The organism is Mesobacillus maritimus (assembly GCF_023715205.1).
Lineage (GTDB): Bacteria > Bacillota > Bacilli > Bacillales > Cytobacillaceae > Mesobacillus_B > Mesobacillus_B maritimus_C.
Map to the genome: position 1 here is coordinate 153,555 of NZ_JAMBNR010000007.1, position 24,269 is coordinate 177,823.

The following is a 24,269-nucleotide window of genomic DNA, read 5'->3' on the forward strand; positions in this document are numbered from 1 at the left end:
ATTAGGGAACGGACGTTCTTGATATAAGTGTTGATCATCAAAGAGGAGGGGCAGGGCATTGTTCGATTATACCAACATGCCGCAAAATCAGATTTTATGTATCGATATGAAGAGTTTTTATGCAAGTTGCTCTGCTGTGATGTTGGGGCTTGATCCGCTTGATTGTTATCTTGCTGTTGTCGGAAATACGGATCGAACGGGCAGCGTTGTTCTTGCCGCTTCTCCTCGTTTAAAAAAAGAATTTGGAATTAAAACGGGTTCAAGATTGTTTGAAGTTCCAGATGACCCACGCATTCATATTGTTGATCCTAAGATGTCAACATATTTGAGGATTTCCACCGAAATTTCAAAGGTATTCAATCGATATGCCCCTAAAGAAGCAATCCACACTTATAGTGTAGACGAAAGTTTTATAAAGGTTGATGGTACATCTAAGCTTTTTGGTGGGGCAAGGAGCATTGCTGAGAAAATTAGAGATGACATTGAACGGGAGTTTCAGCTGCCTTCTGCAGTTGGGATTGGACCTAATATGCTCATGGCTAAACTTTGCCTAGATTTAGAGGCAAAAACGAAAGGTGTTGCTGAATGGACGTACCAAGATGTTCAAGCAAAATTATGGAAAGTGTCGCCACTAAGAGAAATGTGGGGAATTGGTCGTCGTGTAGAAAAAACATTAAACGGCATGGGGATTTTTACGGTAGGCCAACTGGCACGCTATGATCTTGAAAAGTTAGAGAAAAAGTTTGGAATTATGGGCAATCAGTTGTATCACCACGCTTGGGGGATCGATTTTTCTGAAATTGGTGCCCCGATTGTCGAAGGGCAGATTAGCTTTGGAAAAAGCCAAATCCTTCTCCGTGATTACAAGGATAAAGAAGAAATTAAACATGTAATTTTAGAAATATGTGAGGAAGTAGCACGTCGAGCAAGAAGTCATGGAAAAGCTGGGCGGACGATCAGCTTCGGAATTGGCTACAGTCAGGATGAATTTGGAGGAGGGTTTCATCGCTCACGAACAATTGAAATTCCAACAAATATTACAATGGAACTTTATCGCGTATGCCTTGAGTTGTTTTCGGAAAATTACACAGGGAAAACCGTGCGTAGCATTGCCGTTTCGCTTGGGAATCTGACTCCAGATACTCAATTTCAGCTCGACCTCTTTGACCCGGATGGTTGGAGACGACATAAGTTAGGCTATACAATGGATAAAATTCGTGCTCGTCATGGTTCAACCGCATTACTACGGGCGGTGTCTTATACGCCGGGAGGAACGGCCCTTCATCGAGCAAAACTAGTAGGCGGGCATAAAGGTTAAATGAATCAAGAGGAAGTGAGGATAAATAATGATTCGTGATCGTGGAAGGATAAAATGGACATCAATGATGCTTCCTGAACATGTTAAAATGCTGAGAGAGTGGGTACAAGAGGATGAGTATGAACAAGAGAAGGTTTTGGATGAGCAACAGCTTGAACAAATGAATGAAACCATTCTTGGGGCAATGGAATTCAATTACCAAGTAGCAATTACCCATTATCGACAGCATAAATATGAGATTGTCGTCGGAAGAATTTGCTATTGGGACGCACTAGTTAACAAACTGCATATCATGGATAGATTTGAGTCTCTTCATCGAATTGCTCTTTCTGATGTGGTCGATGTTTGCAAAGTGGAAGAATAAAGCAAAGAGCAATGGCACGCCATTGCCCAGTTTTTACTTAGAGGTCTTTCTCAACGCGAACAGCTGACTCGAATTTTCCTTTATGGCTACCGTCACAGAAAGGTTTGTTATTGCTCATGCCACAGCGACAAAGTGAAAAAGTTGGCTTTGTATCATATACATTTCCTTCTCCATCAAGCAGTTCTACGTCTCCAGAGATGCGTAGGGAGCCATTGTCGTTAACTTTAATCTGAATCTTTGACATCGAAAACCCCTCCTAATATTTCCAATTCTTATTTATAATCGTAAGTGGGAACAAGTGAAAATGCAAGTCATACGACAGATAAGAAATCGCATGATACACTATATACAATACAAGACGAAAATAAAGGGATGAAAACAGTGAAGATTATGATTACCGAAGCTGCTGAGAAACAGCTTATTGAACGAACTGCAGGAAAACAAGGCGTTTTTAAAATAGAGTATGATACAGAAGACTGTTGTGCCGTCAATGGAATTGCCATGCTTTGGTTTGTTTCGACTCCAAATGAGGAGGATGGTGCAGCTGAAACAAACGGTTTACCTGTTTTTGTTGAAAAAGCAAAAGAAATCTTTTTTGATGAAAACATGATTATTGATTTTGTTCCAGCAAAAGGATGTTTTCAATTGAAAAGTCCTAATCAATATTTCAACCCATGTATGAGCTTCATCGATAAAACAAAAACAGCATAAAAAGTGGGCCACACAAAGTAGGCTCACTTTTTTTATTTGTTGGCATAAACATATTTTGTTAAAAAATCATCTAAAACTTGTTGATATTCTTGCCGGTTTTCCGTCAAAGAGCGAGCGTGAACACCGTTTTCGGCGAGGAATAGTTGCTTAGGTCCTGACTTGTGCGCATAAAGCTTTTCTGTCATGTCTGGTAGTATATAGTCATCTTTTTTGCTATGAATAAACAACATCGGTTTTGCAATCTTTTCAATCGCAGTAAGCGGTGAGACATCTTTTAATGGATAGCGGTCGCGAATCTTCAGAAACAACGTCGCAATAGGTAACATCATTTTCGGAGGTATTTTTACTTCCGTTTTCACCACATGAGCTAATTGCTCACGGAAATCTGAATAGGGGCAATCTGCAACATAAAAATTTGCTCCATCTTCAAGCATTCCAGCATATTGAATCATCGTTGATGCTCCCATCGATTCCCCATGGATACCGAGTAGAAGGTTCTCACCTTTTTCTGCTTTCAACCAATCAACAACTGCTTTCAAATCAAACTTTTCATAAAATCCATAGCTAGTTGTTTTTCCTCCAGATTCCCCATGGCGGCGCTGGTCATAAATAATCGCGTTAAAGCCGCGTTCGATAAAAAGGTTCATATATTTCACCGAGGAAAGTTTATTCTCAGTCACACCATGACAAAAAATCATGTACCGGTTTGTATCCCAAGGTTCAATAAGAATCGCTTTTAAAGGATAACCAAAAGGAGATTGGATGGATAGATCTCTTTTCGGGAGTGCTTGATAATCTGTGGGCTTTAATAACCCAGCAACTTCATCACGTTTTACGATCTCTTCATCTCGTTTCTTTTTGATATACATAATTCGGTTTGTAAAATAAATACCAAACATTGTAATGATGGACAATATAGCGATTATAAAACGGATAAACCTTTTCATCATGCTCCTCCGATTCATGTAATTGTCTTTATTTTATCATTTTATTCATAGCAAAACAGAAAAGCCGCCCCAGTGGAACGGCTTAGTGAAATATTTGAAATTTATCCTTCACTTCGACTTTGACGATTTGTTGGATGGATTGCTCGATCAAGGTCTTCAACAGCTATTTTTTGTTTAACATTATTAGCATTTGGCTTACCCTGTTGACTGTATCCTTTATCGCGTTTTCTGCTCATTCTAGTGTCTCCCTTCTGAAAAAAGTGACTACATTAATAAGATGGCTTTAGGTTCGCTAGCTATGCAGGTAAATAAAGATTAAGGGGTAACTGAATCTCACCAGAACAATAGTTGGAACTTTCAAATAAATAGAAGGAAAAGCGAGTGATGTACTCGAAATAGATAGGAGGAAAAAGAAAGAGAGGATGAAAAGAATGGGGCAAAATGATGTTGTCATTGTGAGCGCAATAAGAACAGCAATAGGAAATTTTAATGGTAGTTTAAAGAACGTTTCAGCACCTGAGTTAGGAGCAACCGTTATAAAAGGGGCTTTGGAAAAAGCGGGGTTACAACCAGACCAAGTTGATGAAGTGATTCTCGGGAATGTCCTGCAGGCTGGTTTGGGGCAGAATCCAGCGAGACAAGCAGCCTTAAAGGCGGGTCTCCCGGAATCAGTGTCTGCTTTGACAATTAATAAAGTTTGTGGTTCAGGTTTAAAAGCAGTCCATCTTGCTGTTCAAGCGATAATTACAGGTGATGCCGACGTTATTGTAGCAGGTGGAATGGAGAATATGAGTCAAGCGCCTTATTTGTTAAATAGCGCTCGTGAAGGTTTCAGAATGGGCGATCAAAAGCTTGTTGATAGCATGATAAAAGATGGATTATGGTGTGCGTTTAACGATTACCATATGGGAATAACAGCAGAAAACCTATGTGATAAATATGAAATCAAACGAGAAGAACAGGATGAATTCTCTGCTTTGAGTCAGCAAAAAGCGGTACAAGCAATTGAGGCAGGGAAATTTAAGGATGAGATAGTGCCGGTAATTATTCCTCAACGAAAAAAAGATCCGATTGTATTTGATACAGATGAGTATCCAAAAAGTGGAACAACTTCCGAAAAGCTAGCTAATCTGCGCCCAGCTTTTAAAAAGGATGGGAGCGTAACAGCAGGGAATGCATCAGGAATTAATGATGGCGCAGCAGCATTAGTCGTCATGAGTAAAAAGAAGGCAGAAGAATTAGGGTTAAAACCACTAGTGACAATAAAAGCTAATGCGAGCGCCGGAGTGGACCCAAGTATAATGGGGATTGGCCCGGTGGCGGCAGTAAAGAAAGCGCTGTCCAAAGCGGGAATGACCTTGGAGGAAATTGAACTAATCGAAGCTAACGAAGCGTTTGCTGCACAATCTTTAGCGGTCGATCGGGAATTAAATTTAAATAAAGAAATATTAAATGTAAACGGTGGAGCCATTGCACTTGGTCATCCAATTGGAGCTAGTGGGGCAAGAATTCTGGTTACATTGATTCATGAAATGCAACGTCGAAAAGCGAAGACTGGATTAGCTACATTATGTATTGGTGGTGGTCAAGGCGTCGCAACAGTAGTTGAACTAGCTTAAATAAAGCTCTTTTCTCAAACTTTGACTTTTAGATATGAAGAGAAAAGAATTAGCGCAGAAACGTCCACTCAGGGCGTTTCTGTTTTTTATAGGCTAAAGTCAACATACAGCGCGCTTGCGATTTAGCACTATGTTGCTATAATTTTGCTATAGGCTATATACGTAAAAGTTGTTTAATTAGTAAACTTGCAGGTTTTTTTCTCATAGAAAAAAGCGTATAAAAACCAATAGAAATTGAGGGAGAGTCATGAAAAAGAGAAAACAAACAAAATCACAAGCAAAGAAAGAAGACAAACCGGTTACACTAGGAGATCGGTTGAACAACGATTTGATGTCACAATTAAAAGCAAAACAAAAAGAGCTAAAAGAGCAAGAGGAAAAGAAGCAACAAGAGCAAAAAGAAATAGCAGCGAAAAAAAGGCGTGAAGAGCAAAAACGTCGTGAGAAGAATATGTCGTTTGAAGAACTCCTCGCTCAAAGTGATATGGATTGGGAAAAATTTAAATGAGTAAACGGAAGGTTGAAGTAGTTCCTTATCATCCGAAGTGGCTGGTTTTATTTAAAGAAGAAGAAGCTTTATTAGGGAAATGGTTTCATGAAGACGAGGTTTTGATTCATCATATTGGCAGCACGTCAGTGCCCGGATTAAGTGCAAAACCGATTATCGATGTTTTACTTGAAACTGTCAGTATAGAGTTGATTGACGAGGCTACGCCTATGTTTGAGGAAGCAGGCTATGAGTCAAAGGGAGAAAACGGAATACCAGGTCGCCGTTATTTTCAGAAAGTAGACAAACAAGGAAACCATTTGTATCACGTTCATGCATTTGTAAAAGGAAATGCTGAAGTTCAACGTCATTTAGTGTTTCGAGATTATTTACGAGCTCATTCAGAGCAGGCGAAGAAATATGGAGAAATAAAGGAAAACGCAGCTGCTAAACATCCAGATAATATAGAGGCCTACATGGATGAGAAAGATCCATATATTAAGCTGATTGAACAACAAGCGTATGTTTGGAAAGCAACTGACTAAAAAAGCGGCAATGGCCGCTTTTTTAGTTTGAATGCTTCAATGAATACCACTTTTCTCTTTAACGATGGGCATTGTATCTATTTGCTTTCGTTACTTTTTGAATAAAGTCGATTTCTTTAGAGGAAAGCGGTTGTGAGCGAACGGCTTGGGCATTGGCACGTACTTGCTGAACAGAGCTTGCACCGGTTACAACGGAAGCTACAGCCGGATGGGCGAGATTATACTGTAAAGCGACTTCCTCCAGTGGTCGCGAGGATGCCAAATTCTCTTTCAGAAGAGGGAGCAAATTTTGCAATTCTTCTTTGTGATAATCAAGGAAACCATTGTCTGATATTTTTTCAGCGAACTTATTGCTTAGTAGTCCTTTAGCAACAGAGCCTCTAGTTACAACACTAATATTGTGGTTATTGAGTAAGGATAATGATTCTTCCTCAGGCCGGCGGTCTAGCATACTATACTGCATCATAACAGAGATGATATTGGATTTTTGAATATATTCCCTTATTACATTTGGTCGAATAGAGGATATACCATAATAACGAATGTATCCCTCTGCTTTTAGCTCCTCAAACGCTTCAATGGTTTCATCAATTGGATCATCGATTGTACCTCCATGAAGTTGGTAAAGATCGATATAATCTGTTTGAAGACGTTTTAAGCTTTGTTTAACAGCTTCTTTAATATAGTGTTTTGATGGATCCCAACTCCATCCGTCTTTGCGATCATTCCACCGATTACCAGCTTTTGTTGCAATAATGACATCTTCACGTACGTTTTTTAAAGACTGTCCGATGATTTTTTCGTTTTCACCGAAATCATACAAGTCTGCTGTATCGAAATAATTAATTCCTTCCTCGAGAGCTACCTCAATAATTTCTTGTGCTTTTCGTTCGTCAGTTCCGAGAGACATGCATCCAAGCCCAATGGCGCTAACTTGTAAATCTGATTTACCTATTTGAGTTTTTTTCATTTTACCACCCAGTTTCTAGTTTTCTTTATTTTAACGAAGAAAACAGGGTGACTACAACTATTGTGAACGGGGAAGGCTCTTAGAGACTGAGTTTACCCATTCTTTTACAGAGTGATAATCTTTTTGATATTCTTTTAGCTTTTGCCGTATTTCCCAAGCCTTACCGGACATTATGAATCCATGCTCATAAACATAAACCTTCATCCTTATCCCACCTTATATGCAGTATGGTAAAATGTATGAGCATTTGATATCGGATTAGAACAGGAGTGAAAGCATGAGCTCGCTTGAAGAAAAGACATTAAGTACAGAAAAGATTTTCACAGGAAAAATTATTAGTCTACAGGTGGATGAAGTAGAGCTGCCAAATGGTAAAACATCAAAAAGGGAAATCATCAAACATCCCGGTGCGGTGGCAATTATTGCGCTAACAGACGATGGTCGAATCGTAATGGTTGAGCAATATCGAAAGGCGTTAGAACGTGCAATCGTAGAAATTCCCGCGGGTAAGCTTGAACAAGGGGAGAAGCCAGAGGTTTGTGCGTTGCGGGAACTAGAGGAAGAAACAGGTTATGAGTGTCAGAAAATTGAACCTTTAATCTCGTTTTATACATCACCGGGTTTTGCGGACGAATTGGTCCATTTATTTATTGCAACCGGACTTAAGAAGAAAGTAGATGCTGCCGATTTGGATGAAGATGAATTTGTGAATTTAATTGAAGTTTCATTAGAAGAGGCCGTTGACTTCATGAAACAACAAAAAATTTATGATGCCAAAACGGCTTTTGCTGTCCAATATTTACAGTTGCAGAAAGCGATGGGGAAATAAATGAAGGAATACTTTGCCGATTTACATATCCATATTGGTAGAACAAAATCAGGCAGGGCAGTAAAAATTACCGGTTCAAAAACGTTAACTTTGACAAATATTATCGGACATGCGAGAGATATAAAAGGATTAGATATTGTTGGAATAATTGATTGCCATTCACCAGAAGTGTTAGAAGAACTGGAAGATTTGATGGCTGCTGGTGAAGTAATCGAGCATCCTGACGGTGGCTTATTGTATGGAGGAATGGGGATATTTTTAGGAACAGAATTGGAAATCAACAGTGAGGAAACTTCTGGCCCAATTCATGTACTATGCTTTTTCCCAACAATGGAAACAATGCGCCTTTTTTCTGAGTGGTTATCAAATCACTTAAAGAATATTCATTTAAGTTCTCAACGTGTATATGTGACTGGAAAAGAGTTGCAACATAAAACCAAAGAGTTGAATGGTCTATTTATACCGGCGCACGTTTTTACCCCTTTTAAGAGTTTGTATGGAAAAGGGGTACGGCGTTCACTTACAGAAGTATTCGATCCTACCCTTATTGATGGTGTTGAATTAGGATTAAGTGCAAACACAAAAATGGCAGAACAGCTAGCAGAATTAAGTGCTTATCCGTTTTTAACAAATTCAGATGCCCACTCTTTGAAAAAAATCGCTAGAGAGTATCAAAAGCTTTATATGAACGAAGTGTCTTTTACTGAGTTCGGTAAGGTACTGAGAGGCGAAGAGGGAAGGGGTGTAGCGGCCAATTATGGGCTAGATCCGTTGCTAGGGAAGTACCATCGTACGGTATGTGCAAACTGTCTACTCCCAATTTCAGAAGGGAATCCATGTTCAGTATGTGGAAAAAGTAAAATTGTAAAAGGGGTTGCTGACCGGATTGCGGAGTTAAAATCAGAGGAGGAGAACCTCCCATATCGCCCACCGTATATTCATCAAATTCCACTTGATTTTATTCCTGGACTAGGGCCGAAATTACTAGAAAAGTTAATGAACCATTTTGGTACAGAAATGGCGGTTTTACATGAGGTTCCCGAATCAGCATTGAAGGAAGTTGTTCCAAGTAAGGTTGCAGAGTTGATTGTTCAAGCTCGGAGTGGAGACCTTAAGGTACATGCTGGAGGCGGAGGAAAATACGGAAAAATTATTGAAACCTAATATAACAATTTCGAATCACTAGTTTTTTTCTAGTAAAATGAATCTGCAAAATGCTAGTCATAGAACGAAATCTCCTGCATAAAATTTAATATCCAATGGTGCAGGAGGAAAGTCTATGAAGAAAAGAAAATACCATAACGTCGCAGCTAATCATTTCCGTGAGTATTCCTCTATTTATTTGTTTGTGATTGTACTATTTCTGATGGGAGTTATTTTTGGAGCCGTAATTGTTAATAGTCTCAGCTTTACACAAAAGGAGGATTTATTTTACTATCTTTCGCAATTTTTTGGACAAGCTGCTGATGGAGAATTCAATGCTCCGAAGGATTTATTTATCCAAAGCTTCTTTCATAATAGTAAATTTATCGGTTTAATTTGGATTTTAGGAATATCAATTATTGGTCTTCCAATCATCTTAATTATGTTGTTTATTAAGGGTGTGACTGTCGGCTTTACAGTCGGATTTCTGGTCAATCAAATGGGGTGGAATGGCTTTTTACTTTCATTTGTTTCAATTCTGCCACAAAATTTGATTATCATCCCTGTTTTCATCATAATGGCAGCATTAAGTGTCATGTTTTCATTAAGAATGATTCGGAATCAATTTATGAAAAAAATTAGTCAACCAGTATTTCCACTATTTTTTAGGTATCTTTTTTGTTTCTTAGGGGCGTTAGTCGTGATTGCAGGAGCTGCAGGTGTCGAATCATTAATTTCACCTGCTTTGCTCAAAGCAGTTATTCTATCTAACAGTTAGAATGACTATAAGAAAAGAATAGTTATCTTTTCTTATTTGTAATAATTTTATTATGAATCTCCTTTTCATTCTGCTATAATATAGGTGACAGTGGGCGGGGGAGTGAAGACTATCTGTATGGAAACTAGAATTGAAAGAATAAAGAAACAGCTGCATTCGTCCAGTTATAAATTAACACCACAACGTGAAGCAACTGTTCGTGTCTTATTAGAAAACGAGGAAGACCATTTAAGTGCAGAAGATGTTTATCTTCTTGTGAAAGAAAAATCTCCTGAGATTGGTCTTGCGACAGTGTACCGGACGCTTGAACTTTTAACAGAACTGAAAATAGTCGATAAAATTAATTTTGGGGACGGTGTTTCCCGTTACGATCTCCGCCAAGAAGGTGCAGCCCATTTTCACCATCATCTAGTCTGTATTGAATGTGGTGCAGTAGATGAAATCCAAGAAGATTTGTTAGATGATGTGGAGGAAATTGTTGAACGGGATTGGAAGTTTAAAATAAAAGACCACCGTTTAACCTTTCATGGTATTTGTTATCGGTGTCAGGAAAAAGACGAAGAGTCTGAATCATTAAATGAAAATGAAAAAGCAGAACAGGCATAAGAAAAACTCTTTCTCATCATGAGAAAGAGTTTTTTTTACTCTTTTATCAAGTTTTGTCGCTTATGAACAAAAATCCAACTGCTTGAGCTAGGTTAAACTGAAAAATTGCTTCATTTATGAAAAAAGAGCGTATAAACTTATTTTCAACGTAAAAAATGGCTTTATCTACCTAAATCGGTTTTGGATTTTTACGAAAACAGGTTTTACAAAAGACCTACTTTTAATGATTAAAGGGCAAACCCCCTTTGTATCAACAGGATTTAACACTTTCATGTATATTCTTTGTTCCCCTTGGCATATCTTGTACTATAAAGCTATTCGGGGGCATTTAAATGAAATATATAACGATGTTTTTACACTCATTAAAGATTTTCGTCTTTTTTACAGGATGCACGATTCTGTTTTATTATGGTATTATGTGGGTAAATGAAGAGTATCAGAATTATCATCGGTACGACGAGCCAGAGGGCGCTGCGATTAAGGTTTCAGGAGGGGATTCCGCTGAGAAAGGCAGAATGTTGGACCGGCTGATTTTGTTTTATTTGAATGGGGAGTAATCAGAATGAATGAGCATCTTAAAGATTTCATCCACTTTTTAGTGGTAGAAAAAGGGCTGTCAAAGAATACGGTAGTATCATACGAACGTGATTTAAAGAGCTATATCGCTTATTTAAAGACAACTGAAAGTGTCAGCGATTTCGAACTAGCTCAACGAACTCACATCATTCGTTTCCTTGCACATCTAAAAGATGACGGAAAATCATCGAAAACGATTGCTAGGCATATCGCTTCAATCAGAGCGTTTCACCAATTCCTGTTAAGGGAAAGAGTAGTTGGACATGATCCAACCGTCCATATTGAAAGTCCACAACATGAACGTACGTTACCGAAAGTTTTAAGCCTCCAAGAAGTGGAAGTCTTGCTTGATGCTCCAAAACTTGTAGACCACTATGGATACAGAGACAAAGCTATGCTTGAGCTTTTATACGCAACAGGGATAAGAGTTAGTGAACTAATTGGTTTAAATATGGCAGATGTTCATTTAACAATGGGGTTTGTTCGTTGCATAGGGAAAGGGAATAAGGAAAGAATTATTCCAATTGGAAAAACTGCTTCAACTGCTCTAGAGGAATACTTACAACAGGGAAGACCCAAATTTGTATCCAAGAACCATAAAGATGATGCATTATTTTTAAATTTTCATGGGAAAAGGTTAACAAGACAAGGTTTTTGGAAAATCCTGAAGCGATTAGCAAACGAAGCGAATATTAAGAAAGAGCTTACCCCTCACACGTTAAGACACTCATTTGCAACGCATTTACTTGAAAACGGGGCAGATTTACGAGCCGTACAGGAAATGTTAGGACATGCTGATATTTCAACTACGCAAATCTACACCCATGTAACCAAAACAAGATTGAAGGATGTATATAGCAAATTCCATCCGAGAGCTTAAGTTTTTTACAGTTTCATAGAAGGTTCATGAAGAGTTCAAAAAGTTGCCTAAATTAGAGGCAGCTTTTTCTTGTTTTTTCGATAGAAGATTAGTAAGATTAGGTTGTCAGACTTCTGACGTTTAAGAGAATCTTAAGGATATTTAAGAGGATTTTAAGGTTAGTAATGGATAAATAGGGCAAAATAATTCGGAAATCTGACTGTTATTCTTTGTAGATAAAGATCAGTGAGTTAAGACTTTTTGGTATTCCAATTACGGAACTAAAATGGAATCGCATTCATCTTAATTAAGGAGGAGATAAAATGTCTTATACATATAAAAGGGTCTTTTTAGTTGTAATGGACTCTGTAGGAATTGGCGAAGCACCAGATGCTGAACAATTTGGCGATAAGGGTGCGGATACATTTGGGCATATTGCTGAGAAAATGAACGGGCTTAAAATGCCAAATATGGCAAAGCTCGGTTTGAGTAATATTCGAGAAATAAAAGGCGTAGAAAAAGCGGAAAAGCCACTAGCATATTATACAAAAATGCAAGAAGCGTCAGTCGGTAAAGATACGATGACTGGGCATTGGGAAATCATGGGGCTCAACATAAAAACTCCATTTCAGGTTTTTCCTGATGGTTTCCCGGATGAACTAATCTCTGAGTTAGAGTCAAAAACAGGGCGAAAAGTGATCGGAAATAAGCCTGCAAGTGGGACTGCAATTTTAGATGAATTAGGCGAAGAGCATATGAAAACAGGCGCGCTGATTGTCTATACATCGGCCGATTCTGTTTTACAAATTGCGGCTCATGAAGAGATTGTACCAATTGATGAACTTTATAAGATTTGTAAGATTGCACGTGAATTGACTCTTGATGAGAAATACATGGTTGGGCGCGTAATTGCCCGTCCATTTGTTGGGACGCCAGGGGACTTCAAACGCACAGCGAACCGCCATGATTATGCTCTTAAGCCTTTTGGGCGTACAGTCATGAATGAACTTCAAGACGGTGGCCTAGATGTGATTGCAATCGGGAAAATTTCTGATATTTACGATGGCGAGGGTGTGACTAAGTCACTTCGTACTGTATCCAATATGGATGGAATGGATAAATTGCTTGAAACCTTAGAAATGGATTTTACAGGATTAAGCTTTTTGAATTTAGTTGATTTTGATGCACTCTACGGCCATCGAAGAGATCCAATCGGTTATGGGAAAGCGCTTGAAGAGTATGATGCAAGACTTACGGAGGTTTTTGAAAAGCTTAAAGAAGATGATCTCCTCATCATTACTGCTGACCATGGAAATGACCCAGTCCATCATGGAACAGATCATACTCGTGAATATGTACCATTACTTGTTTATTCAAAAGGAATGGAAGCTGGGAAAGAATTACCACTACGTGATACATTTGCGGATATCGGCGCTTCAGTTGCCGAGAACTTTAAAGTGAAAATGCCGGAATATGGGAAGAGTTTCCTGAACGAATTGAAGTAGAGGTGGATATGAATGATAACGAAAATTAAAAACGCAGCAGAATTTTTGAAACAAAAATTTACCGATCAACCACAAATAGGGCTAATTTTAGGCTCAGGGCTCGGAATTTTAGCGGATGAAATTGAAAATCCTGTAAAGATTCCTTATAGCGAAATTCCTGATTTTCCTGTCTCAACCGTAGAAGGGCATGCAGGTCAACTGGTGTTAGGAAAACTTAGTGGATTCACCGTTGCAGCAATGCAGGGACGCTTTCATTTTTATGAAGGATACAGCATGGATAAAGTTACTTTCCCAGTAAGGGTTATGAAGGAGTTGGGAATTGAAACATTAATAGTGACAAATGCTGCAGGAGGAGTAAATGAAAGCTTCTCACCAGGGGACTTAATGTTAATTTCCGACCATATTAATAATATGGGGACAAATCCTTTAATTGGACCTAATGATGCTGAGTTGGGACCTCGTTTCCCTGATTTAAGTGAAGCTTATTCAAGAAATTTACGTGCTTTGGCTAAAAGAACAGCCGAAACTTTGGATATTAAGGTACAAGAAGGAGTTTATGTGGGGAACTCTGGGCCAGTATATGAAACCCCTGCGGAAGTTCGCATGCTAAGAACCCTTGGGGGAGATGCAGTGGGCATGTCTACAGTGCCTGAGGTAATTGTTGCAAGACATTCAGGTATGCAAGTACTAGGGATTTCTTGTATCTCAAATATGGCTGCTGGAATTCTTGATCAGCCATTATCCCATGATGAGGTTATTGAAACAACAGAAAAGGTAAAAGCGACTTTCTTGCTTTATGTAAAAGAACTTGTCAAAGAAATCGGAAAAGCCTAATCAAAAATAATCGGTAAGTGGTGATCGAAATGAGAATGGTTGATTTAATAGAAAAAAAACGCGATGGTCTAGAACTAACATCTGAAGAAATTGAGTTCATTATAAAAGGATATACGGACGGAACAATCCCTGATTATCAATTGAGTGCCTTGACAATGGCGATTTATTTTAAAGGTATGACTGAAAGCGAACGTGCAGATTTAACGATGGCAATGGTAGGTTCAGGAGACCAGATTGATCTTTCAAAAATTGAAGGGATTAAGGTTGATAAGCACTCAACTGGTGGAGTGGGTGATACAACTACCTTAGTTCTTGGCCCCCTAGTAGCAGCAGTAGGCGTCCCAGTGGCAAAAATGTCTGGGAGAGGTTTAGGGCATACAGGTGGAACAATCGATAAGCTCGAGGCTGTTGAAGGTTTCCATGTTGAAATAGATAACGAGGAGTTTATCTCTCTTGTAAATAAAAATAAAATTGCGGTTATTGGTCAAAGTGGCAATCTAACACCAGCCGATAAAAAGTTATATGCGCTACGTGATGTGACAGCAACAGTGGATAGTATACCGTTGATTGCAAGTTCAATTATGAGTAAAAAAATTGCCGCTGGTGCAGATGCTATTGTTCTCGACGTAAAAACGGGTGCAGGTGCGTTTATGAAAACCCTAGAAGATTCTCGTGAACTTGCGAAAGCGATGGTACAAATCGGGAATAATGTTGGCCGAAACACAATGGCAGTGATTTCTGATATGAGTCAACCATTAGGATATGCCATTGGAAACGCTCTTGAGGTTAAAGAGGCAATTGAAACGCTCAAAGGTGAAGGGCCGGAAGATTTAACGGAACTTTGCTTAACGTTAGGGAGCCATATGGTTTATTTAGCCAAGAAAGCAGGTTCATTGGTTGAAGCACGTGGAATGCTTGAAAAGGCTATCGAGGATGGCTCGGCACTTGAATCGTTTAAAGTCTTTTTAAGCTCGCAGGGTGGCGATGCATCAGTAGTGGATGATGTAACAAAATTACCACAAGCTAAGTTTAAAATTGAACTTGAAGCGAAAGAGGAAGGCTATATATCTGAGATTGTTGCTGATGAAATTGGAACGGCAGCCATGTTATTAGGAGCTGGGAGAGCGACCAAGGAATCAGAAATCGATTTAGCGGTTGGTCTAGTGCTTCATAAAAAAATTGGCGACCAGGTAGCGAAAGGTGAATCTTTGCTTACCATCTATAGTAATTTTGAAGACGTTAATGAAGTCAAAGAAATTTTATATAACAATATTCTTCTTACTAAGGATGAGGTTAAGGCTCCAACACTTATCCATGAGGAGATAACAGTATAAGAAAGACAGAAAGAAGCGGAAATTGATCCGCTTCTTTTTTTATTTATTTGGCTGTATAAAAAAGGATTTACTGGAAAAAATAGTGCTTATAAAGATAGGAGGTTTATGGCCATGAGACGTAAAGGTATTTTCAGTCTAATGATCGTTTCCGTTATGATTACATCTTTGTTCGCTCCAACAGCATTTGCAAATGAAAACGGCGGTGGGGTTCAACTTGCAGATGATTCACTATCGGCAGTGCTAATCGAACGGGACACAGGCAAAGTTCTCTATGACAAAAACAGCAAAGAACAATTACCACCAGCAAGTATGACTAAAATTATGACAATGCTTTTAATCATGGAGGCCTTAGATGAAGGTAGACTAAAGTGGGATGAAAAAATCCGTACTAGCGAGTATGCTGCATCTATGGGTGGGTCGCAAATCTTCTTGGAGCCAGGGGAAGAGATGACGGTCGAAGAGATGTTAAGAGGAATTGCGATTGGCTCGGCAAATGATGCTTCGGTGGCAATGGCTGAAAGGTTAGCTGGTTCTGAAGAAGAGTTTGTCAAATTAATGAATGAAAAAGTAAAAGAACTTGGACTTAAGGATACGGCTTTTAAAAACTCAACCGGACTACCGACAGACAACCATTATAGTACAGCACATGATATGGCCGTAATGGCAAAGGAACTTTTAAAATATGAGACAATTACAAAGTTTACAGGGAAGTACGAAGATTATCTTCGGGAAGGCTCTGATAAAAAGTTTTGGCTGGTAAACACGAATCGATTGGTTCGGTTTTATCCTGGTGTTGACGGATTAAAAACAGGGTTTACGAGTGAGGCTAAATATTGCTTAACAGCTACTGCAGAAAAAGAGGGCATGAGGGTCATAGCTGTTGTTTTTGGTGCGCCTACGTCTAAATCGAGAAATGCACAGGTAACAAAAATGCTTGATTATGCATTTAGTCAATATGAATCACATCCGATGTATGAAAAAGGTCGTGTCCTTGGAAAAGCTGGTATTAGTAAGGGAAGCGAAAAGAATGTGGAAGCGGTAACTTCTGAGCGGATTTCTTTGCTAACAAAAAAAGGTGAGGATATTAAAAAAATCGAGGAAAAAATCTCTATTAAGAAAGATTTAAAAGCACCGATTGAAAAAGGCGACCAGGTTGGAACCTTAAAGCTAATCCAAGATGGAAAGACATTAGTTGAAACAAAGTTAGTAGCTAGTGAAGCAGTTAAAAAGGCAAGTTGGTGGCAGCTTTATAAGCGCTCATTTGGCATGTTTACTAGAACAGAGTAGTTGCTTTAAAAGGAAGTAGTTGTCGAATGTACACACCTTAAAACTAGTTTTAGCGAATGGCCACTAGTTTTGTCCATAAAGAAGGATTTGCTATGTATATGGCGAATTTGACTCCTTATACCAGATAAGGAGGCAATGAATCCGTGAGTCTTAACATTGAAATGGAAGTTAAAAATGACATCTTATGTATTCGTCTGGACGGTGAGTTGGATCACCATGCAGCTGATGAATTGCGCCAGAGGGCAACAAGTGCAATTGAGGAGCAGAATATCCGTAATATTGTTCTGAATCTTGAACACTTAACCTTCATGGACAGTTCAGGTCTTGGTGTTGTTTTGGGAAGATATAAGCATATAAAACAGTTGCATGGAGAAATGATCGTGTGCGCCGTTACCCCTCCAATCAAACGGTTATTTGATATGTCAGGCTTGTTTAAAATTGTACGGCTTGAGCAGTCAGAGGAAAACGCATTAGAAAGATTGGGGGTTGCGTGACGAATGAAAAATGAGATGAATCTTCAATTCAGCGCTTTAAGTCAGAATGAATCGTTTGCGCGAGTAACAGTGGCAGCTTTTATTGCTCAATTAGATCCAACTGTGGATGAATTAACAGAAATTAAAACGGTCGTTTCTGAGGCTGTCACAAACTCAATTATACATGGATATGAAAATAGCCACGATGGAAAAGTGTATATTTCTGTTGTATTAGAAGATAATTTTGTCGAGTTAGTGATTAGAGACAAAGGCGTCGGCATACAGGATATTGATGAAGCTAGACAGCCACTATATACGTCGAAGCCGGAGCTTGAGCGATCTGGCATGGGTTTTACGATCATGGAGAATTTTATGGATGAAGTAGAAGTTCGATCAGAGCCTGGCTTCGGCACTGAAATTCGTATGAAAAAACACTTGCTGAAAAGTAAAGCACTGTGCAATTAAGGAGTCCTGCTTATGGATGTTGAGGTAAAGAAGGATAGTAGTCAAGCCTATTTAAAGGACCATGAAGTAAAGGAATTGATCAAGCGAAGCCATGAGGGAGACCAAGAGGCAAGAGATTTGATTGTACAAAAAAATATGCGACTTGTCTGGTCTGTGGTCCAACGTTTTTTAAATCGGGGCTACGAGCCGGATGACTTATTTCAAATAGGAAGCATCGGTCTCCTTAAATCAGTGGATAAATTTGATTTATCCTATGACGTTAAATTTTCAACCTATGCTGTGCCGATGATCATTGGAGAAATTCAACGGTTTATCCGTGACGACGGTACAGTAAAAGTAAGTCGCTCCTTAAAAGAAATGGCTAATAAAATTCGCAAAGCAAAGGATGAACTCTCTAAAACATATGGGAGAATTCCGACAGTCAATGAACTTGCAGAATTTCTTGAACTGACTCCTGAGGATATCATTCTTGCCCAGGAAGCGAGTCGAATTCCATCGTCTATTCATGAAACAGTATATGAAAACGATGGTGACCCGATTACGTTACTTGATCAAATTGATAATGGTGAAGAAGGGCGTTGGTTCGACAAAATTGCTTTGAAAGAAGCCATTATGGAGTTAGATGAGAGGGAGAAACTGATTGTTTATCTTCGCTATTATAAGGATCAAACGCAGTCGGAAGTTGCATCGAGATTAGGGATCTCTCAAGTACAGGTATCGAGGCTAGAAAAGAAAATATTACAACAAATGAAGACCCGTATGGACCAATAAATCCATGCGGTTTTTTTATGTCCTCCTGTCCTTCCATTTTTAGTTTTCTCTACTTTCCCCTATTTTTATTCTTTCGTTCCGAATCTTTTAAGCAATAGTCTATCCAATTTTTGGACTTCATGAAAATACACAACCAACCAATACTAGGGATACAAGGAATTTGATGTGTTGGAAGTGAATGGGATGGAAAATACAGTCTACATTCGGATGAGAAACCGTGTGCAGGTTAAGTCGAATGACACAGTTTTCCTTAGGGATGTAGCCCAGATTATTTCAAGGGACAATCTCCATGAAAAGCTGGAATGCTTGCCCGTACACAAAGTAACAACGAAAGACAATAACATCATTATTATTGATGTCATGATGGTCATCCGTTTAATTTCAAAAGCTTTTCCTACCGTGGACATTCAAGCGATTGGGCCTCCTCAGACAATCATTGAAGTGATGATTAAAAGGAAGTCTGTTTCAATTCCACTTTTTATTCTAGTGTGGTTTCTTTTATTTGTGGGCTCTGCCATCACGATCATGAATTTTCACGAGGATGTGAGTATGCAAGCTGTACAACAACGGATTTATACCATTATTACAGGTAAGCAAGAGTGGAAACCACTCCTTTTTCAAATTCCTTACTCATTTGGATTGGGATTAGGAATGATTTTATTTTTTAATCATTTTTTTAAGAAAAGAATTAACGAGGAACCTAGCCCGTTAGAAGTGGAAATGTTTAATTATCAACAATCCCTTGATCAATATGTCATTTTAAAAGAAAACAAGGAAAGTGTGAGGCGTTTAGATGACGATTAATATTCTTCTTGTTTTTTTAGTAGGTCTTGCAGGCGGGCTTGCGGTAGGAGCTGGATTTGTTGCTTTTCTTGTCGTTTTAGGAGTGATTCCAAGATTAACTCAACTCACAAAAACGATGCATTTGGTTCATCTTTATGAATGGTCGGTTGTGTTTGGAGCAATCGCTGGGACGTTTGGAAGCCTGCAAGATCCAATTTTCAGTGCTCCGGGGGTTATTGCAATTCCAATAGGCTTAGCGGCAGGAATTTTTGTCGGCATGCTAGCAGCCGGGTTAACTGAAGCCCTAAATGTTTTTCCTATACTAGCAAAACGAGTTCGAATTGAGGAGAGAATCGTCATCTTAATTATGGCAATTGTTATCGGCAAAATTGCCGGTTCTTTATTCCAATGGATGTATTTTGTTGACCTTTAACTATAGGCTCCATTCAAGCTTTGTTGCTTTTGAAGAAAATATGTAAATGAGCTATGTAATCCTGAAGTTTAGCTTGTTTATGAGAAAAAAGCCTGCAAATTAATTAGGCGTACGAAATGGCAACTAACTATGGGTCCTATCGACTTTAGGATTTAAACAATTTTTACAAAATAGCCTAACTTTAAGATGAATGAGCTAAAAAATGAGGGTGGTTAGTTATCCTTGAAAGGAGTTGTCTTTGTGGGTAAAAACAATAACAAGATGCCAATTCCTGCATCGTTAAATGAAGTAGAGTCATACATGACAAACCGAGTTGGTCTTGAGACGAGTTTCGACCTCGGTGTTAGAAAATTAAAAGTCCTAAAGAAAGACGTTCATTTCTACTATGTAAATGGGTTGTGCGATACTATTCCCATTGTTCAAATCGTCAAAGAACTAGTCGGAATTAATAATCGTAAGGAAATTTCTACCCAATTACAGGAAATTGTAGAAAACCGCATTGTCCATCAATCTGTGGAACCCGTAGATAATATGGATGAAGTGGTTGACCAAGTTCTTTCAGGTCTAATTGTCATCCTTGTTGAAGGAGAAAAGAAAGGTTTAGTAGTAGATGTACGGAGTTATCCAGGTCGTACCCCACAAGAACCTGATACGGAGAAAGTTGTACGTGGGTCAAGAGATGGCTTTGTTGAAAATATAATTGTCAATACGGCGTTAACTAGAAGAAGAATACGCGATGAACGTATGCGTTTCGAAATTATGAAAGTGGGGGAACGTTCGAAAACAGATATCGCAATTGGATATATTAAAGACGTAGCGAATCCGGACTTAGTTAATGTAATTAGGAAAGAATTAGAAGCAATTGAAATTGATGGTCTTGCTATGGCGGATAAGACAATCGAGGAGTTTATCGTCAAACAAGGATATAATCCATACCCTTTGGTAAGGTATACTGAAAGGGCGGACGTAGCCGCTTCACACCTTTTAGAGGGCCATGTATTGATTTATGTTGATACTTCGCCAAGTGTGATTATCACACCGACTACTTATTTTCACCATTTACAACATGCTGAAGAATACAGGCAATCCCCGGCTGTGGGTACTTTAGTTAGGTGGATTCGGTTTATCGGTGTGGTCGTATCGTTAATTTTACTGCCTTTATGGTATTTATATGTAAAAAATCCACATCTTTTGCCAGAAGCGTTAAATTATATTGGACCTAATGAAGATTCAAATATTCCTGTTTTATTACAGATATTTTTTGCGGATGTTGGTATTGAATTCCTGAGATTAGCAGCGATTCATACACCAACTCCATTATCAACAGCAATGGGGTTAATTGCTGCTGTGTTAATTGGACAAATTGCCATCGATGTAGGGCTATTCGTCCCAGAAGTCATCTTGTATGTATCTCTCGCAGCAATCGGAACCTATGCTACGCCTAGTTATGAAATAAGTATGGCAAATAAAATCGGTCGGTTATTCCTGTTAATTTCAACTGCCATTTTCCATGTGCCAGGGTTTGTCGTTGGTGCCACATTATGGTTAGTACTCCTAGCAAGCATTAGATCACTTAATACACCATATCTCTGGCCGTTCTTACCTTTTTCACCGAAGGCATTTTTCGAAATTATAATCCGTCGCGCAGTGCCTGGGTCGAAAATTAGACCGAGTATCGTTCATGCTCGTAATCGTCAACGACAACCAGCCAAGAATTAATCAGATGTTGCAATTGCGTGTTCTCTAAAATTATGATAAAGTAATTTTACTTTTTAACTGGGAAAATTGAGAAAATTAAACTAACAGGTAATCCGATAGGGAGAGGAAATGAGGGAGAACATGCAATTTCATGGAACTGCAAAAGTAAATGATATGGGACATCTAGAAATCGGAGGAATGGATACTGTAAAGCTTGTCGAACAATATGGTACTCCACTATATGTTTATGATGTTGCATTAATTAGAGAAAGAGCTAGAAATTTCAAGAAAACATTTGAAAATCTTGGAGTGAAAGCTCAAGTAGCCTATGCTAGTAAAGCATTTTCTACTGTAGCAATGGTTCAACTTGCAGAAGAAGAAGGGCTTTCACTTGATGTTGTTTCAGGCGGAGAATTATACACGGCTATATCGGCTGGTTTTCCTGCAGAAAAAATTCATTTCCATGGGAATAATAAAAGCATGGAAGAAATTGATATGGCTATTGAGCATGAAATTGGGTGCTTTGTAGTCGATAATTTTTATGAATTGGAATTATTGGAAGAATTGTGTGTCGCAAAAGGAAAAAACGTAAATATTTTATTGCGAGTGACTCCAGGGATTGAGGCACATACACATGACTATATTCTAACAGGTCAAGATGACTCGAAGTTTGGATTTGGTCTGTTAAATGGCCAAGCCGACCAAGCGGTTGAACTTGCTCTGCAATCAAAAAAATTAAACCTTCTTGGTATTCATTGTCATATTGGTTCTCAGATTTTTGAGACGACAGGATTCCTTGTAGCTGCTAGAAAAATTTTTGAAAAACTAAAGGAATGGAAAGAAACAAAATCATACCAAGCCAAAGTATTAAATCTCGGCGGTGGTTTTGGGATCCGTTATACTGAAGAAGATGACCCGCTACCAGCATCACAGTATGTTGAAGAGATCATTACAGAAGTGAGAACTCAAACCGAGCAATTCGATATGGATATGCCTGAAATATGGATTGAACCAGGACGTTCAATGGTTGGTGACGCTGGGACAACTTTATATCGAATTGGATCTAAAAAGGAAGTTCCCAATGTGAGACAGTACATTGCTGTCGACGGTGGTATGAGTGATAATCTCCGCCCGGCTCTTTATCAAGCAAAATATGAGGCAATACTGGCAAACAAAGCAAATGAAATTCCTGAAGAAACGGTTTCAATTGCTGGGAAGTGCTGCGAATCAGGCGATATGCTTATTTGGGACCTCCCATTACCTAAATCGGAAAATACAGATGTACTCGCTGTATTCTGTACAGGGGCCTATGGTTATTCTATGGCTAATAATTATAATCGAATTCCAAGGGCGGCAGTTGTCTTTGTTGAAAATGGAGAAGCCAAACTAGTTGTCAAGCGTGAATCTTTTGAAGATATGGTTCGCTTAGATTTGCCTTTAAGGGAAAAAATTAAAAAATAAGCTACCGATTAGAACTGCACCCCAAATTTCTTTTTGGTGGTGCAGTTTTATGGTAGTTTTTTTATTAATATAAACATACGAAATGGTTACTAGTGCGTTAAAATCGGCTTTAGGATTTAACAACAATCTTTACGAAACATTCTTTTAAAAAAACATTTCTCGACTAATTTCATTGGCATTTTTCGTTTCTTGCTGTAGAATATCCTTTGGGAGGTCGGCAAAATGAGAAGAAAGAACTGGTTGTTGTTTATACTCCTGATGGTTTTTGCTATGTGCTGGGGGGTCTTTTATTGGTTAGTTATTCTGCCAAATCAGTAGTTCGCAAAATTCTGAACATAGGTTAAAAAAGGGTATGATCACTAGAACCTGTCATATGGTTCGTGCATAAGCTACATAAGGTTTAAATCTAACCCAAAATGGGAAAACTGAATCTGTTATAATTTTTTGTTTAGTTCAGTCATTAATGAGGGATTAATATGTTAATTCGTTATAAAAAAGCATTTGAAAAGATTGCTATGGGCTTGCTTTCTTTTATGCCAAATGAAAAGGAAATAAAGAAGTTGCAACAGACGATGAAACAATATGAGACAGATGATCAATGGCAGCTGTTTTTATGGAAAGAAGAGGACATTACAGGTCTGCTTGGAGTCCAATTTATCGATGAAGTTACATTGCAAATTCAGCATATTTCTGTGAATCCATCGCATCGTCACCAAGGGATTGGGAAAAGAATGGTTTGTGCAGTGCGAGACTTATATCAAGATAAGCAAGTGCTTCCAAACGCTGAAACAGCTGGATTTGTTGAAAGATGCGATACAGTACGTTTTACACAAACTGAGAAAGGCAGTGACTGATACAAATCACTGCCTTTTTTTTCGTTTTTTAAGCTCTTTTTCTCTTTCAAGAATAACATCTGTCCGATCTCGAAGAGAATGTTTATGAATGAGCTTTGTATTTTCAAGGTTACTGCCTTCTCCCCAGATTACTCCTTGCTTCTTGCATTCTTGTTTGCAGAGATTCAGCAGTGATTGGTCGTTAATCGGAATGGTGACACTTTTATATGGAATTTTTGCTGAAATCTTATATCGTTGCTCCTCCAATAATCTTAGGATTAAAGTATGGTCAATTCCAAGGTTATGACAGTTTTGTCGTTGGGATTCTAGAATGGAATAAGCTTTTTCTAGAGTCCTTAAAGCTCCTGATAGGTTCCCCCGGCGGTAATGGTAAGAAGAAACAGCTAATTGAATAAACCCTACCCATATAGAGTTTTTATTACCCGGGTCTACTTCTTTCCAATAATCTTCAAGAATTTCATGACATTCAAAATAATCTCGATCGCCGTGAAAATGGACAAGGTATTGTACAAAGGCCTTTGGAACCATTCTCATCTCCCCCTTTATGAAAAATGATCTCTAGCTTAACACTATTATACATAATTAGTGGTAGAACATATAAATCCTGAAAAACTTATAG

30 protein-coding genes are annotated in these 24,269 nt (G+C 38.6%); 24 read left to right on the forward strand and 6 right to left on the reverse strand.

Translation table 11 applies throughout. The features are described 5' to 3' along the window. Positions 1-58: 58 nt before the first annotated feature. A complete protein-coding gene (locus M3182_RS11835) occupies positions 59-1,318 on the forward strand; it encodes a Y-family DNA polymerase (protein ID WP_251430224.1) in 1,260 nt (419 codons plus the stop codon). Positions 1,319-1,346: 28 nt separating this feature from the next. Further along, positions 1,347-1,682: a YolD-like family protein gene (locus M3182_RS11840; RefSeq protein WP_251430222.1), complete on the forward strand. Its 336-nt coding sequence runs from the start codon at positions 1,347-1,349 to the stop codon at positions 1,680-1,682. A gap of 37 nt (positions 1,683-1,719) precedes the next feature. On the opposite strand, the gene M3182_RS11845 is transcribed toward M3182_RS11840, so the two are convergent. After that, the gene (locus tag M3182_RS11845; RefSeq protein ID WP_251430220.1) at positions 1,720-1,926 is read right to left on the reverse strand and encodes a CDGSH iron-sulfur domain-containing protein; all 207 of its coding nucleotides are present in this window, start codon (positions 1,924-1,926) and stop codon (positions 1,720-1,722) included. A gap of 146 nt (positions 1,927-2,072) precedes the next feature. Between M3182_RS11845 and M3182_RS11850 the strand changes: the two genes are divergently transcribed. Continuing rightward, the gene (locus tag M3182_RS11850; protein ID WP_251430529.1) at positions 2,073-2,393 is read left to right on the forward strand and encodes an iron-sulfur cluster biosynthesis family protein; all 321 of its coding nucleotides are present in this window, start codon (positions 2,073-2,075) and stop codon (positions 2,391-2,393) included. A gap of 32 nt (positions 2,394-2,425) precedes the next feature. On the opposite strand, the gene M3182_RS11855 is transcribed toward M3182_RS11850, so the two are convergent. Both M3182_RS11855 and M3182_RS26155 read right to left on the reverse strand, forming a co-directional pair. After that, the gene (locus tag M3182_RS11855) at positions 2,426-3,340 is read right to left on the reverse strand and encodes an alpha/beta hydrolase (protein ID WP_251430218.1); all 915 of its coding nucleotides are present in this window, start codon (positions 3,338-3,340) and stop codon (positions 2,426-2,428) included. A 101-nt stretch (positions 3,341-3,441) separates the two neighbouring features. Beyond that, positions 3,442-3,576 (reverse strand): hypothetical protein, encoded by a 135-nt coding sequence (locus M3182_RS26155; protein WP_285867877.1) that lies wholly within the window; start codon positions 3,574-3,576, stop codon positions 3,442-3,444. Positions 3,577-3,771: 195 nt separating this feature from the next. On the opposite strand from M3182_RS26155, the gene M3182_RS11860 reads away from it, so the two are divergent. From M3182_RS11860 to M3182_RS11870, 3 genes are all read left to right on the forward strand, one after another. Next, complete coding sequence (locus tag M3182_RS11860) at positions 3,772-4,959, forward strand: acetyl-CoA C-acetyltransferase (RefSeq protein ID WP_251430216.1); 1,188 nt, start codon at positions 3,772-3,774, stop codon at positions 4,957-4,959. Between the two features lie 247 nt (positions 4,960-5,206). Further along, positions 5,207-5,467 (forward strand): YqkE family protein, encoded by a 261-nt coding sequence (locus M3182_RS11865; RefSeq protein WP_251430214.1) that lies wholly within the window; start codon positions 5,207-5,209, stop codon positions 5,465-5,467. Further along, positions 5,464-5,991, forward strand: a complete 528-nt coding sequence (locus M3182_RS11870) for a GrpB family protein (RefSeq protein WP_251430212.1) — start codon at positions 5,464-5,466, stop codon at positions 5,989-5,991. Before M3182_RS11865 ends, M3182_RS11870 begins: the two co-directional genes overlap by 4 nt. A gap of 58 nt (positions 5,992-6,049) precedes the next feature. Here M3182_RS11870 and M3182_RS11875 read toward each other — a convergent pair whose 3' ends face one another. Then, entirely contained in the window at positions 6,050-6,961 is a 912-nt protein-coding gene (locus M3182_RS11875) for an aldo/keto reductase (RefSeq protein WP_251430210.1), read from the reverse strand. Between the two features lie 57 nt (positions 6,962-7,018). Continuing rightward, the gene (mciZ, locus tag M3182_RS11880) at positions 7,019-7,165 is read right to left on the reverse strand and encodes a Z-ring formation inhibitor MciZ (RefSeq protein ID WP_251430207.1); all 147 of its coding nucleotides are present in this window, start codon (positions 7,163-7,165) and stop codon (positions 7,019-7,021) included. Between the two features lie 73 nt (positions 7,166-7,238). Here mciZ and M3182_RS11885 point away from each other — a divergent pair, with 73 nt between their 5' ends. From M3182_RS11885 to M3182_RS11970, 18 genes are all read left to right on the forward strand, one after another. Continuing rightward, on the forward strand, positions 7,239-7,790 hold the full coding sequence (locus tag M3182_RS11885; RefSeq protein WP_251430204.1) for an NUDIX hydrolase: 552 nt from the start codon (positions 7,239-7,241) through the stop codon (positions 7,788-7,790). Continuing rightward, positions 7,791-8,954 (forward strand): TIGR00375 family protein, encoded by a 1,164-nt coding sequence (locus M3182_RS11890; protein ID WP_251430201.1) that lies wholly within the window; start codon positions 7,791-7,793, stop codon positions 8,952-8,954. A 115-nt stretch (positions 8,955-9,069) separates the two neighbouring features. Beyond that, a complete protein-coding gene (gene spoIIM, locus M3182_RS11895; RefSeq protein WP_251430198.1) occupies positions 9,070-9,711 on the forward strand; it encodes a stage II sporulation protein M in 642 nt (213 codons plus the stop codon). A gap of 117 nt (positions 9,712-9,828) precedes the next feature. Next, on the forward strand, positions 9,829-10,317 hold the full coding sequence (gene fur, locus M3182_RS11900) for a ferric iron uptake transcriptional regulator (protein ID WP_251430195.1): 489 nt from the start codon (positions 9,829-9,831) through the stop codon (positions 10,315-10,317). A gap of 332 nt (positions 10,318-10,649) precedes the next feature. After that, on the forward strand, positions 10,650-10,874 hold the full coding sequence (locus M3182_RS11905) for a YqzK family protein (protein ID WP_251430192.1): 225 nt from the start codon (positions 10,650-10,652) through the stop codon (positions 10,872-10,874). Between the two features lie 5 nt (positions 10,875-10,879). Then, positions 10,880-11,773, forward strand: a complete 894-nt coding sequence (gene xerD, locus M3182_RS11910) for a site-specific tyrosine recombinase XerD (protein ID WP_251430189.1) — start codon at positions 10,880-10,882, stop codon at positions 11,771-11,773. 302 nt (positions 11,774-12,075) lie between these two features. Then, positions 12,076-13,257 (forward strand): phosphopentomutase, encoded by a 1,182-nt coding sequence (gene deoB / locus M3182_RS11915; RefSeq protein WP_251430186.1) that lies wholly within the window; start codon positions 12,076-12,078, stop codon positions 13,255-13,257. Between the two features lie 12 nt (positions 13,258-13,269). After that, entirely contained in the window at positions 13,270-14,091 is an 822-nt protein-coding gene (locus tag M3182_RS11920; protein ID WP_251430183.1) for a purine-nucleoside phosphorylase, read from the forward strand. Between the two features lie 29 nt (positions 14,092-14,120). After that, a complete protein-coding gene (locus M3182_RS11925) occupies positions 14,121-15,425 on the forward strand; it encodes a pyrimidine-nucleoside phosphorylase (protein ID WP_251430180.1) in 1,305 nt (434 codons plus the stop codon). A 111-nt stretch (positions 15,426-15,536) separates the two neighbouring features. Then, complete coding sequence (locus M3182_RS11930; RefSeq protein WP_285867885.1) at positions 15,537-16,712, forward strand: D-alanyl-D-alanine carboxypeptidase family protein; 1,176 nt, start codon at positions 15,537-15,539, stop codon at positions 16,710-16,712. A 143-nt stretch (positions 16,713-16,855) separates the two neighbouring features. Then, positions 16,856-17,206, forward strand: a complete 351-nt coding sequence (gene spoIIAA / locus M3182_RS11935; RefSeq protein WP_251430177.1) for an anti-sigma F factor antagonist — start codon at positions 16,856-16,858, stop codon at positions 17,204-17,206. Positions 17,207-17,209: 3 nt separating this feature from the next. Continuing rightward, positions 17,210-17,650 (forward strand): anti-sigma F factor, encoded by a 441-nt coding sequence (gene spoIIAB / locus M3182_RS11940; protein ID WP_251430174.1) that lies wholly within the window; start codon positions 17,210-17,212, stop codon positions 17,648-17,650. A gap of 12 nt (positions 17,651-17,662) precedes the next feature. After that, complete coding sequence (gene sigF / locus M3182_RS11945; RefSeq protein WP_251430171.1) at positions 17,663-18,421, forward strand: RNA polymerase sporulation sigma factor SigF; 759 nt, start codon at positions 17,663-17,665, stop codon at positions 18,419-18,421. Between the two features lie 183 nt (positions 18,422-18,604). Next, on the forward strand, positions 18,605-19,225 hold the full coding sequence (locus M3182_RS11950; RefSeq protein WP_251430168.1) for a stage V sporulation protein AA: 621 nt from the start codon (positions 18,605-18,607) through the stop codon (positions 19,223-19,225). Next, positions 19,215-19,637 carry a stage V sporulation protein AB gene (locus M3182_RS11955; protein WP_251430166.1) on the forward strand — a complete coding sequence of 141 codons (423 nt, stop codon included), beginning with the start codon at positions 19,215-19,217 and terminating at the stop codon, positions 19,635-19,637. Before M3182_RS11950 ends, M3182_RS11955 begins: the two co-directional genes overlap by 11 nt. A gap of 261 nt (positions 19,638-19,898) precedes the next feature. Then, positions 19,899-21,356 (forward strand): spore germination protein, encoded by a 1,458-nt coding sequence (locus M3182_RS11960; RefSeq protein WP_251430523.1) that lies wholly within the window; start codon positions 19,899-19,901, stop codon positions 21,354-21,356. A gap of 120 nt (positions 21,357-21,476) precedes the next feature. After that, a complete protein-coding gene (gene lysA / locus M3182_RS11965; RefSeq protein ID WP_251430520.1) occupies positions 21,477-22,796 on the forward strand; it encodes a diaminopimelate decarboxylase in 1,320 nt (439 codons plus the stop codon). A gap of 476 nt (positions 22,797-23,272) precedes the next feature. Beyond that, the gene (locus tag M3182_RS11970) at positions 23,273-23,650 is read left to right on the forward strand and encodes a GNAT family N-acetyltransferase (RefSeq protein ID WP_251430163.1); all 378 of its coding nucleotides are present in this window, start codon (positions 23,273-23,275) and stop codon (positions 23,648-23,650) included. Between the two features lie 6 nt (positions 23,651-23,656). Here the strand turns inward: M3182_RS11970 and M3182_RS11975 are convergent, their stop codons facing one another. Then, positions 23,657-24,178: a DUF309 domain-containing protein gene (locus M3182_RS11975; RefSeq protein WP_251430160.1), complete on the reverse strand. Its 522-nt coding sequence runs from the start codon at positions 24,176-24,178 to the stop codon at positions 23,657-23,659. Positions 24,179-24,269 lie beyond the last annotated feature (91 nt).

Excerpts from the sequence above, each read along its gene's own strand:
- M3182_RS11840 (WP_251430222.1), top strand. The coding sequence starts at position 1,347 with ATGATTCGTGATCGTGGAAGGATAAAATGGACATCAATGATGCTTCCT.
- M3182_RS11845 (WP_251430220.1), bottom strand. The coding sequence starts at position 1,926 with ATGTCAAAGATTCAGATTAAAGTTAACGACAATGGCTCCCTACGCATC.
- M3182_RS11850 (WP_251430529.1), top strand. The coding sequence starts at position 2,073 with ATGATTACCGAAGCTGCTGAGAAACAGCTTATTGAACGAACTGCAGGA.
- M3182_RS11855 (WP_251430218.1), bottom strand. The coding sequence starts at position 3,340 with ATGAAAAGGTTTATCCGTTTTATAATCGCTATATTGTCCATCATTACA.
- M3182_RS26155 (WP_285867877.1), bottom strand. The coding sequence starts at position 3,576 with ATGAGCAGAAAACGCGATAAAGGATACAGTCAACAGGGTAAGCCAAAT.
- M3182_RS11860 (WP_251430216.1), top strand. The coding sequence starts at position 3,772 with ATGGGGCAAAATGATGTTGTCATTGTGAGCGCAATAAGAACAGCAATA.
- M3182_RS11865 (WP_251430214.1), top strand. The coding sequence starts at position 5,207 with ATGAAAAAGAGAAAACAAACAAAATCACAAGCAAAGAAAGAAGACAAA.
- M3182_RS11870 (WP_251430212.1), top strand. The coding sequence starts at position 5,464 with ATGAGTAAACGGAAGGTTGAAGTAGTTCCTTATCATCCGAAGTGGCTG.
- M3182_RS11875 (WP_251430210.1), bottom strand. The coding sequence starts at position 6,961 with ATGAAAAAAACTCAAATAGGTAAATCAGATTTACAAGTTAGCGCCATT.
- mciZ (WP_251430207.1), bottom strand. The coding sequence starts at position 7,165 with ATGAAGGTTTATGTTTATGAGCATGGATTCATAATGTCCGGTAAGGCT.
- M3182_RS11885 (WP_251430204.1), top strand. The coding sequence starts at position 7,239 with ATGAGCTCGCTTGAAGAAAAGACATTAAGTACAGAAAAGATTTTCACA.
- M3182_RS11890 (WP_251430201.1), top strand. The coding sequence starts at position 7,791 with ATGAAGGAATACTTTGCCGATTTACATATCCATATTGGTAGAACAAAA.
- spoIIM (WP_251430198.1), top strand. The coding sequence starts at position 9,070 with ATGAAGAAAAGAAAATACCATAACGTCGCAGCTAATCATTTCCGTGAG.
- fur (WP_251430195.1), top strand. The coding sequence starts at position 9,829 with ATGGAAACTAGAATTGAAAGAATAAAGAAACAGCTGCATTCGTCCAGT.
- M3182_RS11905 (WP_251430192.1), top strand. The coding sequence starts at position 10,650 with ATGAAATATATAACGATGTTTTTACACTCATTAAAGATTTTCGTCTTT.
- xerD (WP_251430189.1), top strand. The coding sequence starts at position 10,880 with ATGAATGAGCATCTTAAAGATTTCATCCACTTTTTAGTGGTAGAAAAA.
- deoB (WP_251430186.1), top strand. The coding sequence starts at position 12,076 with ATGTCTTATACATATAAAAGGGTCTTTTTAGTTGTAATGGACTCTGTA.
- M3182_RS11920 (WP_251430183.1), top strand. The coding sequence starts at position 13,270 with ATGATAACGAAAATTAAAAACGCAGCAGAATTTTTGAAACAAAAATTT.
- M3182_RS11925 (WP_251430180.1), top strand. The coding sequence starts at position 14,121 with ATGAGAATGGTTGATTTAATAGAAAAAAAACGCGATGGTCTAGAACTA.
- M3182_RS11930 (WP_285867885.1), top strand. The coding sequence starts at position 15,537 with ATGAGACGTAAAGGTATTTTCAGTCTAATGATCGTTTCCGTTATGATT.
- spoIIAB (WP_251430174.1), top strand. The coding sequence starts at position 17,210 with ATGAAAAATGAGATGAATCTTCAATTCAGCGCTTTAAGTCAGAATGAA.
- sigF (WP_251430171.1), top strand. The coding sequence starts at position 17,663 with ATGGATGTTGAGGTAAAGAAGGATAGTAGTCAAGCCTATTTAAAGGAC.
- M3182_RS11950 (WP_251430168.1), top strand. The coding sequence starts at position 18,605 with ATGGAAAATACAGTCTACATTCGGATGAGAAACCGTGTGCAGGTTAAG.
- M3182_RS11955 (WP_251430166.1), top strand. The coding sequence starts at position 19,215 with ATGACGATTAATATTCTTCTTGTTTTTTTAGTAGGTCTTGCAGGCGGG.
- M3182_RS11960 (WP_251430523.1), top strand. The coding sequence starts at position 19,899 with ATGCCAATTCCTGCATCGTTAAATGAAGTAGAGTCATACATGACAAAC.
- lysA (WP_251430520.1), top strand. The coding sequence starts at position 21,477 with ATGCAATTTCATGGAACTGCAAAAGTAAATGATATGGGACATCTAGAA.
- M3182_RS11970 (WP_251430163.1), top strand. The coding sequence starts at position 23,273 with ATGTTAATTCGTTATAAAAAAGCATTTGAAAAGATTGCTATGGGCTTG.
- M3182_RS11975 (WP_251430160.1), bottom strand. The coding sequence starts at position 24,178 with ATGGTTCCAAAGGCCTTTGTACAATACCTTGTCCATTTTCACGGCGAT.